This is a genomic window from Kitasatospora sp. NPDC002522, from assembly GCF_053595195.1.
On the sequence record NZ_JBSFXE010000041.1, the window covers coordinates 1 to 16,016 of the forward strand.

Here is a 16,016-nt window from a genome sequence, read left to right on the forward strand (position 1 = left end):
CTCGCCGCTACCTGCCCGAGGCCAGCATGGAGAAGATCTACCCCGACAACCCCGGCCTCGACGAACTCCCGTCTACTTCATGACCGTTGGCGCACGACCACTACACCACCCCACGGGACACGACCTGGGAACCCGGGGCCTTCGGCTGGTGCGCTCAGCAGGATTCGAACCTGCAACCTCTTGATCCGTAGTCAAGTGCTCTATCCGTTGAGCTATGAGCGCTCGGACGATCCCCGAGGGGACCGCGAGCGGGGAGTGGTGCGCTCAGCAGGATTCGAACCTGCAACCTCTTGATCCGTAGTCAAGTGCTCTATCCGTTGAGCTATGAGCGCTCGCCCCGTCGGCCTGGCCTACCGGGGCGTTGCGGGGACAACATTACATGACCCTCGACCTGGGGCGAAATTCATTGCCACCGGCCCCGTCAAGCGGTCACGGCCCAGCCGTGGCGGACCGTCGCCCGCCGACCCCGACAACGCGGAAGCCCCGCCGGCCGATGGCCGACGGGGCTTCCAACGAGGCGGAGGCGGAGGGATTTGAACCCTCGATGGACGATAAAGCCCAAACCGCATTAGCAGTGCGGCGCCATAGACCGGACTAGGCGACGCCTCCAACACCCGGACCACGACCGGCGAACCGGCGCACTCCGTGCGACTGCGATGATGCCACAGCCGCAGGCCCCGGCACCAACCACCACAACGATACTGGCCGGGTCGTCCGCGACGCAAAGAAGAATGAGATACTCCAGTCTCCGAGGAGAGCCTGTGCCGCGCGTCGCAGCGGCGGACCGTAGCCGTGAGGAGACCTGTCGACGTGAGCAGCAGGCCGACCCGAGGCGCTGCTCGCCTCGCCGCAATACTCGACGCACTACCCGACCCGCTGCTGCTGGTGAACAGCAACGGCACCGTGGTCGACGCCAACAAGGCCGCCGTGGAATGCCTGCAGGCACCCGGCACCTCGCTGGTGGGCATGGGAGTGCTGGACCTGTTGCCGGAGTTCGACCCCAGCCGAATCCCCGGTTCGATGCGGCCACCGGCGAGCGAGACCGAGAGCCTCGACCGACCCGTCCGAATGACCGCCCGTCGCACCGACGGGAACACCTTCACCGTCGAGGTGTCGGGCAACGACTTCACCGACGACGGCGAGGGCTCGGCCCCCGGCTTCGTCTCCTACGCCACCGCCGACCAGGACCTGCTCCTGCTGCTGGTGCGTGACCTGTCGGTGCGGCTCGGCGTGGAGACCGAACTGCGCCGTCAGCACAAGCAGACCGAGATGATCCTGCGGGCCGCCGCCGAGGGCGTCCTCGGCGTCGACCTGGAAGGCCGCGTGGTGCTGGTCAACCCGGCCGCCGCGCACATCCTCGACTACCGCGCCAGCGAGCTCGGCGGCCGCGAGCTGCACCCGCTGATCCAGCACTCCCAGCCCGACGGCAGCCCGCTCGCCGCCGAGAGTTCGGCGCTGATGGACACCCTGCACTCCGGCCGCAAACACCGGATCCGCAACACCGTGCTGTGGCGCAAGGACGGCGTCCCGGTCACCGTCGACCTGACCACCGCCCCGGTCCGGGACGGCGAGCAGCTGGTCGGCGCGGTGATGACCTTCACCGACCGGACGGCCGAACTCGCCCTGACCGCCCGCAACGAGCACCTCACCGCCGTCCTGGAGTCCGAACTCGGCGGCGCGCTCGGCGCGCTGCACCGCCGGATCGACGCGCTCGCCGCCGACCCGGCCGGGCAGCTCTGGCCGGAGGCCAACTGGACGCTGCGCCGGCTCGCCGACGAGTGCCGCCGCTTCGGCCGGCTGATAGACGGCGTGCTGGAGCACCAGCGCTTCGAGGCCGCCGCCGACCGCGGCAAGGCCGAACTCGACCGCGAGGGCGTCGGCCTGGACGAGGTGGTGCAGCTCGCCGTCGAGGAGGCCGGGGAACTGGTCGGCCCCGGGCGGGTGCGCTACTCGGTGCACGCGGCGGCGGTGAAGGTGATCGCCGACCGGGAGCGCCTGGCCCGCGCGCTGGCCCACCTGGTCGCCGACGTCAGCGGCGTCACCCCCTCGCTCGACCCGGCCCGCGCCGAGGCGGAGGCCGCCGCCCACGGCGGGCCGTTCGATCCGCCGTCCGGCGGGCAGCCGCCGATGGTGGTGCTGGCCGCCGCCCAGCGCGGCGAGGTCGCCCGGATCGAGGTGCGCGGCCCGGCCCGCACCGCCAGCCCCGTCCACCTGCCGATCGCCCGCGCCGCGGTGCTCCGGCACGGCGGGGTGCTGCAGCGGCACGACCTGCCGAACGGCGCCGGCGCGACCTACGTGGTCGAGCTGCCGATCGACCCGGAGAGCGACTCCTCCGGCGCCCCGGTCAAGCGCCAGCACGTGCCCAAGGACTCCGACACCGCGATGCTGCCCGACCTGCCCGGGCAGGGCGGCGCCCCCAAGCCGGGACCGGCCGCCGCTGACGAGTCGTCAGCGGCCGAGCCCGCGCCCGCCGGCGCGGAGGCCGCCGAGACCCGCGGCTCCGGTCGCCGCCGGGCCCGGGCCGCCGCCCGACTGGAGGCCGCCGGCGGGGACACGGCGGACCAGGCGCCGCGCGCCCCGATCGCGCTCGGCCCGGTCACCCCGGCCGCCGACCGTCCCGAGCCGGCCTCGTCCGGCGAGTCCGCTCCTGACGCGCCGGGTACCCCGTCCGGTGCGGCCGGCGCCGAGGCTCCGGTCGGCGAGCCGACCGGCCGGCGACGGCGCCGCGCCGCGGCCGCACAGGCCGCCGCCGCGCAGCCCGCCGCAGCCCAACCCGCCGCCGCGAGCGTGCCCGCCGTGGAGCCCCCGGTGGAGAGCGCCCCGGCGCTCTCCATCCCCGGCATCCCCGACCCGGGCACCCCGATCTACCCCGGGCTGGAGCACGCGCTGCCCGCCACCCCGCCGGAGCCGGTCGCCCCGGCCGTCCAGCCGACCGGTCGGCGGCGGCGCCTCGCGCTGCCCGCCAACACCGCGGAGAGCGCGGAGGAGGTGACGGCCGTGCTGCCCGCGATCCCGGCCGACGGGCCGCCGCCCTCCGCCGAGCTGGAGCCCGCGCCCCGACCGGTGCCGCCGGCGCCGCTCGCCCCGCCCGCGCTGCCCCAGGCCGCGCCGCCGGCCGAGCCCGTCCAGCCGCAGCCGATCGGCACCGGCCTCGGTGAACTCGCCCCGCCGCGCCCGCTCGGCGGCGGCTTCCAGGCCGCCTTCCCGGCGGCTTTCCCGCAGCCCGCCGCGGCGCTGCCCGCGGCCGAGCCGGCCGCGCTGCCGCCCGGCGGCGAGCGGCCCGCGGAGGCCAACGGGCAGGCGGTGCGGGCCGGTTCGAACGGGACGGCGCTGGCGCTGCCGGCCGCCGCGGAGGGTCGCACCCCGCCGCGTCCGATGGCCGAACTGTCCCAGGCGAGGGAGGCGGCGGACGGTCCGCGCCCGCTGCTGGTCTGGCCGGAGCCCGACCCGTCCACCCGCGGCGCGCTGGAGGGCCGCGGCTTCCAGCCGGTGATCGTCGCCTCCCGCGAGGAGGTGGACGCGCACGCTCCGGTCGCCCCGGCGGCGCTATTCGTCGACCCGCTCACCGGGCCGATCACCCGGACCGCCCTGCAGTCGCTGCGCACCGCCGCGCTGGCGGGCCGGATCCCGGTGCTGGTCACCGCCGGACTCGGCCAGGCCACCCGGGACGCCGCATACGGCGCCGACCCGGCGGTGCTGCTGCGTGCGCTGGCGCCGCGGGACGGCGAGAACCACGCGGCCCGGGTGCTGCTGGTGGAGTCCGACCCGGACGTGGCGGCGGCGCTGATCGCCAGCCTGGAGCGGCGCGGCATGCACGTCGAGCACGCCGCCGACGAGAACGAGGCGGTGGCCCGGGCCAGCAGCGTGCAGCCGAACCTGGTGGTGATGGACCTGCTGCGGATCGAGCGGCGCCACCTCGGCCTGCTGGACTGGCTGCGCGCCAACGACCGGCTGCACCGCACCCCGCTGGTGGTGTACACCGCGGCCGGGCTGGACCCGCAGGCCCGTCCCGGGCTGCGCACCGGCGAGACCGTGCTGTTCCTGGCCGAGCGCTCCACCACCGACGAGGTGCAGGGCCGGATCGTCGACCTGCTGGCCCGGATCGGCGCGCTGGGCGAGGTCGCGACGGCGGGCAGCAGCCGCTGACGTCCGGGTGCCGGCGGGCAACTCGCCTTCGGGGCCTGCCGGTTCAGCGCGGGGGTGGCTCGGCCAGCGGAAGGCGGGCCACCAGGCGGGCACCGTGCGGCGTGTCCTCCGCGGCGAGGGTGCCGCCGTGGTGCCCGGCCAGGTCCCGGGCGATGGCCAACCCCAGTCCGGCGCCGCCGAGTTCACGGCTGCGGGCGTCGTCGAGCCGGGTGAAGCGCTCGAACACCCGCTCCCGGTCGGCGAGCGGGATGCCCGGGCCGTCGTCGCACACCTCCAACACCGCGCCGGTGACGCCGCGTTGGGCGGTCAGCCGGACCTCGATCCGGCGGTCGGCGTAGCGCTGGGCGTTGTCGACCAGGTTGGTGAGCAGTCGGCTGAGCCAGGTGCGGTTCCCCACCACCCGGATTCCGGGGGCGAGTTCGGCGTGCACCGGGATCCGGTCCGGGCCGCGGGCGGCCAGCGTGTCGGCGAACAGCACGTCCAGGTCGAGGAGTTCGGTGGCGACCGGGTCGGCGGCGTCCAGTCGGGCGAGCAGCAGCAGGTCGGCGGCGAGGTCCTGGAGCCGGACGGTGTCCTGCAGGGCGTCGGCGAGCAGTTCGGGCCACAGGTCGGGGTCGGGGTGGGCCAACGCGACCTCCAGTTGGGTGCGCAACACGGCGATGGGGCTGCGCAGTTCGTGGGAGGCGTCGGCGATGAAGCGGCGCTGGCGCAGGCCGGCGTCCTCCAGCCGGTCGAGGGTGGCGTTGACGGTGACGGCGAGGTGGGCGACCTCGTCGCCGGTGTGCGGGACGGGCACCCGGCGGTGCAGGTCGTGTCCGGTGATCTCGGCGACCTCGGCTCGGATCGCCTCCACCGGCCGCAGGGCCCGGCCGGTGACCCGCCAGGTGACCACGGCGATGGTGAGGATCAGCAGCGGTACCGCGACGGCGAGCCCGGTGGCGGCGGTCTGCCCGGCGGCGTCCGCGTCGCGCAGGGACGTCCCGGCGTAGACGGTGAGTTGGCCGTCCGGACCGGTGACGGTGGTGGTGACCACGCGCTGGCGGTGGTCCTGGTCGGCGAGTTTCGCCACCGGGATGCCGGGCTTGACGGGGACGGGCTGCTTGAACGGGACGGGCTGCGGGACGGCGTCCGGGCCCGGGGGCTTGATCAGGTCGGGGGTGGTGGCGATGAGCCGGCCCTTGGCGTCGATCACCCGGATGAAGTCCGCGCCGCGGGCCGGGAGGAGCGGCGGCAGGTGCTGGCGTCCGGCCAACTCGGCGACGTCGGAGGCCTGTTGGAAGGCGGCGTCCTGGGCATTGCGGACCAGGTTGGCGTGCAGCACGGCGAGCAGTGCGAAGGCGGTCCCGCCGAGCGCGAGGGCGACCACGGCGGTGGCCGCGAAGGTGGCCCGGGCGCGGACGGACCGCGGCACCAGGCGAGCGAGTTGACGCCTCATCAGGTCGCGGAAGGCGCGCTCAGCCACCGTCCACCGCCAGCCGGTAGCCGGCGCCGCGGAGGGTGCCGACGGCGGTGCGGCCGAACGGCGTGTCGATCTTCCGGCGCAGGGCGCTGATGTGCACCTCGACGATGTTGGGGTCGCCGTCGTAGGCGGAGTCCCAGACGCTCTCCAGGATCTCCCGTTTGGAGACCACGCCGCCGGCCGCCCGGGCCAGGCACTCCAGGACGGCGAACTCCCGGGTGGTGAGCCGGATCTCGGTGCCGCCGCGGCTGCAGGTGCGGCGGGCCGGGTCGATCGCCAGGTCGCCGAACTCCAGGGTCTGCGGGAGCCGGCGGCCGGTGCGGCGGACCAGGGCGCGGAGCCGGGCGACCAGCACCACGTAGGAGAACGGCTTGGAGAGGAAGTCGTCGGCGCCGGTGTCCAGCGCCTCGGCCTCGTCGAGTTCGCCGTCCTTGGCGGTGAGCATCAGGATCGGGGTGTCGTCGCCGGCGGCGCGCAGCCGGGCGCAGATCCGGTAGCCGTTGAGGCCGGGCAGCATGATGTCGAGCACGATCACGTCGTAGTCGTGCTCGGTGGCCAGCCACAGGCCCTCGTTGCCGTCGTGGGCCAGGTCGACGGCGAAGCCCTCGGCCCGCAGGCCGCGTTGCAGTGCGGCGGCGAGCCGCCGTTCGTCCTCGACCACCAGTACGCGCATGCGGACCAGGGTGACAGGTGGCTCCGGGGCCGCCCAGGGCGGCTTCAGCTTGGCTTCAGGCAGCCCCGGGCATGCTGGGCGCCCGGCCAGCGGGGTGTCCCGGCCGTGTTTCGAGGGAGTCGTACGCGTATGTCTCAGCCGATACCGCCGGAGTCGTCGGAGTCCGGCTTCGAGGAGGAGGCGGCCGTCCCGGTCGCCAAGCGCTCGCTGCGCAAGCGGGTGGTCCGGCTTCCGGAGCGGCCGCGGAACCGCTGGCTGCTGGGCGCCGCCGTGGTGGTGGTGCTGGGCGTGGTGGCGGTCGGCGGGGTCGCGGTGGCCGAGCACCACGACCGCGGGCGCACGGTGTTCGCCTGGGACGGCGACGTCCCCGGCGCGCCGTTCCCGGTGAAGCCCGGGATGGGGAAGGGCGAGCGCGGGGTGGTCGCCGGCCCCGACGGGAAGCTGGTCGAGGGCAAGGTACTGCCGGACGGCACCGTGCTCGGCGGCGCCGTGGTGAAGCCCGGGATGCCCGGGATGCCGGGCCTGTCCGTCGGTGGCAAGCAGGCCGGCCCGGCCGGGAAGCTCGCGCCCGCGGCGCTGCCGGGCATCCCCGCCGACCAGGCGGTGGCGAAGGCCGCCGGGGCGGTGCCGGGCGGCAAGGTGGACGCGCTGTCGGTGGTCGGCCGCGAGGGCGGCGGCAGCTCCTGGGCGGTCGACGTGCTCGGCCCGGACGGGGTGCGCCACCTGGTGACGGTGGACGGCACCGACGGGTCGATCACCGGAAACACCGTCAACGACGTGCGCTGAGCGCACCGTTGAGGGCCCCCGCCGAGTCGTCGGCGGGGGCCCTTCGGGTTGCCGGGCTGCGGCGGGCGTCAGTGGCGGGCGCCAGTGGCGGGCGGCAGTGGTAGGCGTCAGTGGTAGGCGTGCACCACGGCGTGGCCGCGGCCGCGGCCGATCAGCCAGCGGTTGACCGGGACGGTGACCACGAACGCCAGCACCAGCGAGCCGGCCAGCGAGACCCAGAACAGCAGTTGTCCGAGTCCGGCGTCCATCGCGCCCGGGACGGTGACCATGACGCCGTTGTCGATCAGCTCCATCACGATGATCGACACGGTGTCGGCGGCCAGCGCGACCTTCAGCGCCTCCCGCACGCCCAGACCGGCGTTCAGCACGCCGCGCATGGTCAGCGCGTAGCCGAAGACGAAGGCCAGCACGATCGAGATGACCACGGTGGCGCCGTTGTGCAGGCCGAAGCCGACGCCGATCACCTGGCCGAGCACCTCGCCGATGGCGCAGCCGGTGAGGCAGTGCAGGGTCGCCTGGGCGGCGACCCGCCAGCTGCTGCCTCCGCCCTGCGCGTGGTGGTGCTGGTGCGCCTGGTGGTCGGTGTGTGCCAGGTGGTCGGCGTGCTCGTGGTGCCCGGCGTGGGCGTGGTGCTGGTGGCTGTGCTGCTGCTGTTCGGCGTGGTCGGTGTGCTCCATGGCGGCCCCCTGTCGTCCGGTGATCTGTCGTCCGGTGATCTCCGGTCAGTGGAACGCTATACCCCCCTGGGGTATTCCGGCATCCGCTTTTCCGATCGTCCGGAGCCCTGGGGGCCGCCCTGGGCGGGCTACTCCTTGCCGAGCCGGGTGACCTCCAGGCGGTCGGCGGCGTAGTCGGCGCGAATCACCTTCTTGTCGAACTTGCCCACCGAGGTCTTCGGCACCGCGTCGATCAGCGCCCAGCGCTCGGGCAGCTGCCATGAGGCGATCCGTCCGGCCAGGAAGGCGCGCAGTTCGGGCAGGCCGACGGTGGCGCCGGGCCGCAGCACCACGGTGGCCAGCGGGCGCTCGCCCCACTTCTCGTCCGGGACGGCCACCACCGCGGCCTCGGCCACCTCGGGGTGCGCCATCAGGTGGTTCTCCAGCTCGACCGAGGAGATCCACTCGCCGCCGGACTTGATCACGTCCTTGGCCCGGTCGGTCAGGGTCAGGTAGCCGTCCGCGGTGATGGTGCCGACGTCGCCGGTGCGCAGCCAGCCGTCCTCGCTGAACTTGTCCTCCGGGCGCTCCGGTTCGCCGTTCGCGCCGCCGAAGTACGCCCCGGCGATCCACGGGCCGCGGACCTCCAACTCGCCTGCGGCGACGCCGTCGTGGGGCATCGGCTCGCCGTCCGGCCCGATCAGCCGGGCCTCGACGGAGGCCGGGAAGACGCCCTGGGTGACCCGGTACGGCCACTCCTCCTCGGCGGAGAGGCCGGCCGGCGGGTGCGCGACGGTGCCGAGCGGGGAGGTCTCGGTCATGCCCCAGGCGTGCACCACCCGGATGCCGTGCCGCTCCTCGAAGGCCTTCATCAGCGAGGGCGGGCAGGCCGAGCCGCCGATCACCACGGTGCGCAGCGTGGAGGTGTCGTAGTCGCCGGCGTCCAGCTCGTCCAGCAGGCCGGTCCAGATGGTCGGGACGGCGGCGCTGAAGGTCGGCTTGATCCGGTCGATCATCTCGGCCAGCGGCTTGGGCTGCAGGAAGCGGTCCGGCATCAGCAGGCTGGCGCCGGTCATGAAGGCGGCGTGCGGGATGCCCCAGGCGTTGACGTGGAACATCGGAACCACCGGCAGCACGACGTCCTGGCTGGTCAGGCCGAACGAGGAGGCCGCGATGATCTGCATCGAGTGCAGGTAGACCGAGCGGTGGCTGTAGACCACGCCCTTGGGGTCGCCGGTGGTGCCGGAGGTGTAGCAGAGCGCCGCCGCCTGCCGCTCGTCCAGGTCGGTGCGCCACGGGTACCCGGTCGGGCGGTCGGCGATCAGCGCCTCGTAGTCGTGCACCGTGCCGTCGTAGCCCGCCAGCAGCGCCGGGTCGTACGGGCCGGCCACCACCAGGTGCCGGACCGTCCCGGCGACCTGCGGCAGCACGGCGGCGAGCAGCGGCAGCACCGAGCCGTTGACGATCACCACCCGGTCCGCGGCGTGGTTGACGATGTAGGCCAGCTGCGGGCCGGGCAGCCGCAGGTTCAGCGTGTGCAGCACCGCGCCCATCGACGGGATGGCGAGGTACGCCTCCTGGTGCTCGGTGTTGTTCCACATCAGGGTCGCCACGGCCTCGCCCTCGGCCACCCCGAACTCGTCGCGCAGCGCGTGCGCGAGCTGCGCGGCGCGGGCGCCGATCTCGGCGAAGGTCCGCACGACCGGGCCGCCCTCGGTCCAGGTGGTGACGGTGGACCGGCCGTGGACGGTGGAGCCGTGCTGCAGAATCCGGGCGACGGTGAGCGGAACGTCCTGCATCGTGCTGTACACGCGGGGTCCTCCTTGACCGGGCGGCGGACTTACTACCCGCAGGTAGCAAGCGGTTCGTCCGATTGTTCCGTCGCGGTACCCCCGCTGTCAGCATCCGCAACCGAGATGAGATCCGGGCCTCAGCCGCTGGTCAACGCCCGCCGGGCGGGCCGCTCAGCGGGCGACCGGGCCGTCCAGCTGGTCGCGGTCGATGGTCAGGGTCTGACCACCGTAGGTCTCCTGGACGTTGCCGTGGTACTGGTGGATCCGGGAGTGCGGGGTCCACAGGTCGGTGCCGAGCTGGCCCGCGCCGTCGGTGGTGGTCGGGTGGTCGTCCCAGCGGGCGTACCAGACCGCGTCCGGCAGCGGGGAGCTGCCCGCGCGGGCGGCGGCGGCCAGGTCGGCGATCCCCGCGTCGGTGGAGGAGTAGAAGCCGGACCGGAAGCCCGCCTTGTGCAGTGCCTGGGTCCAGCCCAGGGTGAAGTCCACCACCGCCTGGCTGCAGGCCGCGTCGCCGCGCGGGTACGCCTCGATGTCCAGGTAGACCGGGGTACCGGTGCGCAGCCCCAGGCTCTTCAGCGCCTTCACCGCCTCGGCCGCCTCCTCCTTCCCCTGCTGCACCGCCGTCGCAGGGTCGATCCGCTGCGGCTTCCCCGTGGTCATGCACGGCGCCTGCCGCCCGACGTGGGTGGGGATCAGCCGCCACCCCATCGCCTTCGCCTCCCGCACCCAGTCGGCGGTCAACCTCGGCTGGCCGCACGCCCGTTGACGCCCGCTCAGGTAGATGCCGACCGCACCGTACGGCGACGCGTCGCGCCAGGCCTGCAGGGTCTCCAGCGACGGCGCGGTACAGGCGTCGAACCCGGCCCCGGCGAACACCTCGCTCGGCAGCGGCGTCTTGCGGGCGCGCAGCGGGTCGGCCAGCACGGTGCGCTTCAGCACCACCGGCGGGGCCGGCGGGGTCTCCGGGGTGAGGGCCGGGCCGAGCTGCGGCACGACCTCGTGGGCGACGGTCTGCACGACCAGCGCCGGTGCGGCCGGGGCGGGCCCCGCCAGGGCGGCCGTGGCTTGGGCGGGCGCGGCGACTGCGGCCTGGGCGGGCGCGGCCAGGGCGACTGCGCCTTGGGCGGGCGCGGCCGCCGACGGGTCGGTCGCCAGCAGACTCGCGGCGTCGCGGTCGGTGGCGAGCAGCAGGACGAGCGATGCGGCCGTCAGTGCCGCCGGTCCGAGGTAGCGCACCCTCCAGAACTACTGACAGACCATCAGCTCGATCCGCAGGACACGCCGGAGCGGGCCGCAGGTCACTCGGGCGGCCCCACCCCGCCACCTTCCGGTAACCGGCTTTGACGAGTTGCACTCCTTACGGGACACTCGATCCCATGCCAGGCACCTCCCTCACCGTCGAAACCGCCACCGACTACGCGCCCGCCACCTCCGTTTCCAAGGTGCAGGGCAGTGCCCGCCCGGCGCGGGGCTCCACCGCCCGCGACCGGTCGGCCGGTGCGCGCCGACGGGTGGGCGCGGTACCGGCGCCGGTGCTGTGCGTGGTGTCGATGCTGGCGGTGCAGCTCGGTGTGGCCGCCTCCAAGCCCCTGTTCGGCATCCTGGGCGTGGCCGGTGCCACCTTCCTGCGGCTCGCCTTCGCGGCCGTCGTCCTGCTCGCCTTCACCCGGCCCAAGCTGCGCGGACGCAGCCCCCGCGACCTGGCCCTGGGCGGCCTGCTCGGCGTCGCCTCGGCCGGGATGACCCTGCTGTTCGCGGGTGCCGTCGACCGCCTCCCGATGGGCACCGCCGCCACCATCGAGTTCCTCGGACCGCTCGCCGTCGCCCTGGTCTTCGCCCGCCGGGCCGGCCACGTCCTCTGGGCGATGCTGGCCGCCGCCGGGGTCGCCCTGCTCACCCTGCTCGGCGGCGACGGCTCCGGCGGGCTCGACCCGGTCGGACTGGCCTGCGCCTTCGGCGCCGCCGCCTGCTACGCCGGGTACATCCTGTTCACCGACAAGGTCGGCGCGGCCTTCAAGGGCTTCGAAGGCCTCGCGGTCTCCTTCACCATCGGCACCCTGGTGCTCGCCCCGTTCGGCGCCGCCGAAGCCGTGCACGGCTTGGCCGACTCCGGCTCCCCCGTCCTGCTGCTGCTCGCCGTCGCCGCGGTCGCCCTGCTCTTCCCGGTGCTGCCGTACGCGCTGGAGATGACCGCGCTGCGCCGGATGTCCCAGCGGGTGTTCAGCGTCATCGTCAGCCTGGACCCGGCGGTCAGCGCCCTGGTCGGCCTGGTGGTGCTGGGCCAGGTGCTCGGGCTGCCGCAGGTGCTGGGCATCTGCTGCGTCGTCGCGGCGAGCGTCGGCGCGACGCTGACGGCTCGGCGCTGACTTTCCGTTCCGACGGAACGCCCGCGGGGGCGCGGAGGCCGTTGCGGCCTGCGCGCCCCCGCGGGGTTCTCCTCGGGATCCTCCGGGACTTCTCTCCGGGGATCTCGTGCTCTCTGCGCCCCGAGGCGGTGACCCTCTCCACTCCCGGGTGCCACGGCGGTCCGTGCCCTGTTCCGGTCGGCGCCCCCGCCGGCCGTACGCACCTCCCGCCGGGAGGTCAGGAGGTGAAGACCGGCGAGTAGACGAAGGTGAAGTTCTTGTTGGACTGGTCGGCGAGGACGATGCCGTAGTTGTCCTTCACGCCCAGGGTGTTGTTCTGGTTCGACGCACCGGCGCCGGTCGCCGTCTGCTGGGTGGAGTTGTAGTTGCCGTCGACCGATCCGAAGATGTTGCCGCTGCCGAGGTTGGAGACCACGCTGCCGTTGGAGCCGTGGTCGGCAGCCGCACCGTTGTCGGCCGCCGCGGCGCCGGCCCCGGCGAGCAGCAGACCGGCTGCCAGCGGGACGGAAACGAGCAGGGCGGCCAAGTGAGTGGTGCGGGAGCGCGCCATGAAATTCCTCCGTGAAATCGTCGACCGTCAGCCCTCGGGCTGCGGACTGGTCAGCTGATATTCGGGATATTCGAATCCGGGTTCGCGGCCAAACGAACTCCGGGGGCTGCGACGCCGGGGACCAGACTTCCGCAACAAATCGACAAAGCACCAGCACCGAAGAGCCTTTTCGCCCATTAGCGTGATGCTGACGACTCGGCGCATAATCCGCGGACGGTCGGTTCGCTGACCGACGCACCGACACTGATCTGGCACTTCGCCCGGACGGCGGCGGCGCAACACCCTCCCGGCGGGCGCACGGGAGGGCCCCGTCCGGCGAGTCGCACGAGCCCCGGGGCGCGCGGAATTACCGCCCGCGCCCCGCTTCGGTTCGATGACCATCCATTGTCGACAATTCCCAATAGCGCAGGATTGTCAGATCATCCTTCCCCGACTAATCATCTTTCCCGAATCAGATCATCTTTCCCGGATTGAGAATTCCCAGCGGATCGAAGACCCCCTTGATCTGCCGCTGCAGCTCCAGCCCCACCGGCCCCAGCTCGCGTGCCAGCCACTCCCGCTTCAGCAGCCCGACGCCGTGCTCGCCGGTCACCGTGCCGCCGAGTTCCAGGCCCAGCGCCATGATGTCGTCGAAGGACTGCTTCGCCCGCTCCACCTGCTCGGCGTCCTGGGCATCGAAGATCACCACCGGGTGGGTGTTGCCGTCGCCGGCGTGCGAGACCACGCCGATGGTCAGCCGGTACCGGTCGGCGATCTCGGCCACCCCGTTCAGCATCGCGGCCAGCCGGGCCCGCGGCACCGCCACGTCGTCGATCATCGTGGTGCCCATCCGCTCCATCGCCGGCAGCGACAGGCGCCGTGCCTGGAGCAGCAGTTCGGACTCGGCCCGGTCCTCGGCCGGCACCACCTCGGTGGCTCCCGCGGCGGTGCACAGCTCCGCCACCGCAGCCAGCCGCTCGCGCTGGTCCGGCCCGTCGAAGGCGACCAGCAGCAACGCCCGGGTCGACTCCGGCAGTCCCATCTGCGCCATCTCGTTCACCGCCCGCACGGTGGTGGCGTCCATCAGCTCCATCAGCGACGGCGTGAACCCCGCCGCCATCACCTCGCACACCGCCTGCCCCGCGGCGTCCACCGAGTCGAACTCGGCGGCCAGCACCAACTGCGGGCCCGGCGCGGGCCGCAGCGCGACCACGGCCTCCACCACCACGCCCAGGGTCCCCTCCGACCCGACGAACAACCGCGTCAGGTCGTACCCGGCCACCCCCTTGGCGGTCCGCCGCCCGGTCCGCAGCAGCCGGCCGTCCGCCAGCACCACGTCGAGCCCGAGTACGTACTCGCTGGTCACGCCGTACTTCACGCAGCACAGGCCGCCCGCGCCGGTGCCGATGTTGCCGCCGATGGTGCACGACTCCCAGCTGGACGGGTCCGGCGGGTAGGACAGGCCCACCGCCTCGGCCGCACGCGACAGTTCGGCGTTCACCACGCCCGGCTGCACCACGGCGATCCGCTCCACCGGATCGAGCTCCAGGATCCGGTTCATCCGGGTCAGCGAGAGCAGGACGCACCCGTCCACCGCGTTGGCACCGCCCGACAGGCCCGTCCGCGCGCCCTGCGGCACCACCGGCACCCGCAGCTCGGTGGCCGTCCGCATGACGAACTGCACCTGCTCCACCGTCTCCGGGAACACCACCACCGCCGGATCCCCGGCCGCACAGAACCCGGCCATGTCCCGCGCGTACGCCGCCGTGACATCCCGATCCACCGCGACCGCCCCACCCGGCAGCCCCGCCGTCAGCCGCTCGACCAGATCACCCACGGCAACCCTCCACTCCCGCACACCACTCCACCGCCCGCACTCTCCTCCCCTCCCCCACCCCGGGCAAGCCCCGACCGCCGCTGCGCCGACCCCTGTCCCGCTGTCGGTCCCCTCGGGCACCCTGTTCCCATGCGCGCACCCCGTGTCCAGTGCCCCGCCTGCGAGCGCCCGGTCGCCCTGATGCCCACCCGCCGCACCGGCTACGGCGTCATCCACGACCACAAGCGCGACCGCCGCTCCCTCGTCCTCTGCGACGGCAGCATGCGCCAACTCCCCCTCACCGAAGCCACCCGCTGGCAGGACACCCTCCCCGGCCTCCCCGGCCAGGACCTCCCGCCGACCCTCTTCTGACGGTCCGCCACCTGACGCCCGGGGGCCTGGGGCTGTCCGAGTGGCAGATCGGCGCAGGATGGTGGCGAGCCGTCACACCGGACGGACCGCGCCGCATACTCCCTGGTGAACCACGTCGCAGCCCGGTCGTGCCCCAGGAGGAACCTCGTGCGGAATCCCACCCGACGGGCCGCCGTCATCGGCGCCTGCACCCTGCTGCTGATCGGCGCGACCGTGCTCCACGCGTCCGCCGACGTCGCCGCTTCCGCGCCCGGCACCGGCACCGCGGCCCTGAACGAGTACGCCTTCATCGTCGACTCCGATGATCCGCAGGGGTTCAACGGCAGCCTGGTGGTCCTGGACCGGCGGACGCAGCGCGTGGTCGAAACCGTCTCCACCGGGTTCGGCCAGCTCCCCAACGCGGTGGCGGTCCAGCGGGACGGCACCACGGCGTACGTCGCCAACTTCTACAGCAACAGCCTCTCCGTCGTCGACACGCGCGCCGCCGCGGTGACCGCCACCGTCGCCGTGGGAGAGCAGCCGGTCCAGGTGCTCGTCTCCCCGGACGGGCGCACCGTGTACGTCGTGAACAGCGGATCCCCGACCATCGCGGGCAGCATTATGGTCATCGACGCGGCCACCCTCCAGGTGGTCAGGACCCTCGCCATCGGCGCCAACCCCATCCGGATGGCGCTGGCCCCCGGCGGGCAGCAGGCGTACGTCGTGACCGACAACTCCGTCAGGCTGCTCGATCTCGGCACCGGCCAGACCCTGGCAACGCTCGACAGCCCCAACAGCGGCGGCCTCCTGATCAGCCTCACGCTCGCGCCCGACGGCCGACGCCTCTACGCCGTGGACGCCACCACGAACCAGGTCCTCGACATCGACGCCTGCTCGCTCACCCTCCTCCACGCACCGATCGGCCTCCCCGGGTTCGGCGTCGCCGGGAACGCCGCCGTCAGCCCCGACGGCTCCCTGCTCTACGTCACCGAGTCGGCCTCCACCGACGTGGCCGTCGTCGACACCGCCACCGACACCGCCCGCCCCGCCACGCTCACCGTCGGCCGCAACCCCACCAACGTCGCCTTCACCCCGGACGGAACCGCCGCCTACCTCACCAGCTCGCTCGACGACCCGAAGGGCCTCAGCATCATCGACCCCGCGAACACCCGGGTCACCTCCCAACTCAACGTGGGATCAGGCCCGTTCGACCTCGCGCTGGTGGACACCACGACCACCCTCTGACCGGAGGGCGACAACGCGTCAGGGCGGGTACCGGAATCCTCCGGTACCCGCCCTGAGCTGTGGTTTCATCCACCCTGGCGGAGGGTGTGGGATTTGAACCCACGGTGACGGGTCACGCCACGACAGTTTTCAAGACTGTTCCCTTAGGCCGCTCGGGCAACCCTCCTTGGCGGAGGCCAGCCTAACGGGTCGGGGC

The 16,016-nt window shown here is 73.5% G+C and carries 12 protein-coding genes and 4 tRNA genes; 5 read left to right on the top strand and 11 right to left on the bottom strand.

Annotated elements, in window-relative coordinates:
* Positions 1–146: 146 nt before the first annotated feature.
* From ACWD4U_RS27975 to ACWD4U_RS27985, 3 genes are all read right to left on the bottom strand, one after another.
* A tRNA-Arg gene (locus ACWD4U_RS27975) sits at positions 147–222 on the bottom strand.
* 34 nt (positions 223–256) lie between these two features.
* Positions 257–332 (bottom strand) — tRNA-Arg (locus tag ACWD4U_RS27980).
* A 186-nt stretch (positions 333–518) separates the two neighbouring features.
* A tRNA-Ser gene (locus tag ACWD4U_RS27985) sits at positions 519–609 on the bottom strand.
* A 201-nt stretch (positions 610–810) separates the two neighbouring features.
* On the opposite strand from ACWD4U_RS27985, the gene ACWD4U_RS27990 reads away from it, so the two are divergent.
* A complete protein-coding gene (locus tag ACWD4U_RS27990) occupies positions 811–4,146 on the top strand; it encodes a PAS domain-containing protein (protein WP_449787337.1) in 3,336 nt (1,111 codons plus the stop codon).
* A gap of 43 nt (positions 4,147–4,189) precedes the next feature.
* Here the strand turns inward: ACWD4U_RS27990 and ACWD4U_RS27995 are convergent, their stop codons facing one another.
* Both ACWD4U_RS27995 and ACWD4U_RS28000 read right to left on the bottom strand, forming a co-directional pair.
* Positions 4,190–5,608 (bottom strand): sensor histidine kinase, encoded by a 1,419-nt coding sequence (locus tag ACWD4U_RS27995; protein WP_363458798.1) that lies wholly within the window; start codon positions 5,606–5,608, stop codon positions 4,190–4,192.
* Positions 5,601–6,278: a response regulator transcription factor gene (locus ACWD4U_RS28000; protein WP_363458797.1), complete on the bottom strand. Its 678-nt coding sequence runs from the start codon at positions 6,276–6,278 to the stop codon at positions 5,601–5,603. Before ACWD4U_RS28000 ends, ACWD4U_RS27995 begins: the two co-directional genes overlap by 8 nt.
* A 129-nt stretch (positions 6,279–6,407) precedes the next feature.
* Between ACWD4U_RS28000 and ACWD4U_RS28005 the strand changes: the two genes are divergently transcribed.
* Positions 6,408–7,064, top strand: coding sequence for a PepSY domain-containing protein (locus ACWD4U_RS28005; protein ID WP_363458795.1), 657 nt, complete (start codon positions 6,408–6,410; stop codon positions 7,062–7,064).
* A gap of 107 nt (positions 7,065–7,171) precedes the next feature.
* Here the strand turns inward: ACWD4U_RS28005 and ACWD4U_RS28010 are convergent, their stop codons facing one another.
* From ACWD4U_RS28010 to ACWD4U_RS28020, 3 genes are all read right to left on the bottom strand, one after another.
* A complete protein-coding gene (locus ACWD4U_RS28010; protein ID WP_363458793.1) occupies positions 7,172–7,741 on the bottom strand; it encodes a DUF4396 domain-containing protein in 570 nt (189 codons plus the stop codon).
* Positions 7,742–7,869: 128 nt separating this feature from the next.
* Positions 7,870–9,531: a long-chain fatty acid--CoA ligase gene (locus ACWD4U_RS28015; protein ID WP_363458792.1), complete on the bottom strand. Its 1,662-nt coding sequence runs from the start codon at positions 9,529–9,531 to the stop codon at positions 7,870–7,872.
* A 153-nt stretch (positions 9,532–9,684) separates the two neighbouring features.
* Entirely contained in the window at positions 9,685–10,749 is a 1,065-nt protein-coding gene (locus tag ACWD4U_RS28020; protein ID WP_363458790.1) for a glycoside hydrolase domain-containing protein, read from the bottom strand.
* Positions 10,750–10,889: 140 nt separating this feature from the next.
* Here ACWD4U_RS28020 and ACWD4U_RS28025 point away from each other — a divergent pair, with 140 nt between their 5' ends.
* On the top strand, positions 10,890–11,879 hold the full coding sequence (locus tag ACWD4U_RS28025) for an EamA family transporter (protein ID WP_363458789.1): 990 nt from the start codon (positions 10,890–10,892) through the stop codon (positions 11,877–11,879).
* A gap of 217 nt (positions 11,880–12,096) precedes the next feature.
* On the opposite strand, the gene ACWD4U_RS28030 is transcribed toward ACWD4U_RS28025, so the two are convergent.
* Positions 12,097–12,429, bottom strand: a complete 333-nt coding sequence (locus ACWD4U_RS28030; protein ID WP_363458787.1) for a hypothetical protein — start codon at positions 12,427–12,429, stop codon at positions 12,097–12,099.
* Between the two features lie 451 nt (positions 12,430–12,880).
* Positions 12,881–14,245, bottom strand: coding sequence for an FAD-binding oxidoreductase (locus ACWD4U_RS28035; RefSeq protein WP_363458785.1), 1,365 nt, complete (start codon positions 14,243–14,245; stop codon positions 12,881–12,883).
* A gap of 129 nt (positions 14,246–14,374) precedes the next feature.
* On the opposite strand from ACWD4U_RS28035, the gene ACWD4U_RS28040 reads away from it, so the two are divergent.
* On the top strand, positions 14,375–14,596 hold the full coding sequence (locus ACWD4U_RS28040; RefSeq protein WP_363458783.1) for a hypothetical protein: 222 nt from the start codon (positions 14,375–14,377) through the stop codon (positions 14,594–14,596).
* Positions 14,597–14,743: 147 nt separating this feature from the next.
* Positions 14,744–15,820, top strand: coding sequence for a YncE family protein (locus tag ACWD4U_RS28045; protein WP_363458781.1), 1,077 nt, complete (start codon positions 14,744–14,746; stop codon positions 15,818–15,820).
* A 75-nt stretch (positions 15,821–15,895) separates the two neighbouring features.
* Here the strand turns inward: ACWD4U_RS28045 and ACWD4U_RS28050 are convergent.
* Positions 15,896–15,986 (bottom strand) — tRNA-Ser (locus ACWD4U_RS28050).
* Between the last annotated feature and the right edge of the window lie 30 nt (positions 15,987–16,016).

Bases quoted from the DNA above. Each gene is read 5' to 3' on its own strand.
- ACWD4U_RS28010 (WP_363458793.1), bottom strand. From the start codon at position 7,741: ATGGAGCACACCGACCACGCCGAACAGCAGCAGCACAGCCACCAGCAC.
- ACWD4U_RS28030 (WP_363458787.1), bottom strand. From the start codon at position 12,429: ATGGCGCGCTCCCGCACCACTCACTTGGCCGCCCTGCTCGTTTCCGTC.
- ACWD4U_RS28000 (WP_363458797.1), bottom strand. From the start codon at position 6,278: ATGCGCGTACTGGTGGTCGAGGACGAACGGCGGCTCGCCGCCGCACTG.
- ACWD4U_RS28025 (WP_363458789.1), top strand. From the start codon at position 10,890: ATGCCAGGCACCTCCCTCACCGTCGAAACCGCCACCGACTACGCGCCC.
- ACWD4U_RS28040 (WP_363458783.1), top strand. From the start codon at position 14,375: ATGCGCGCACCCCGTGTCCAGTGCCCCGCCTGCGAGCGCCCGGTCGCC.
- ACWD4U_RS28005 (WP_363458795.1), top strand. From the start codon at position 6,408: ATGTCTCAGCCGATACCGCCGGAGTCGTCGGAGTCCGGCTTCGAGGAG.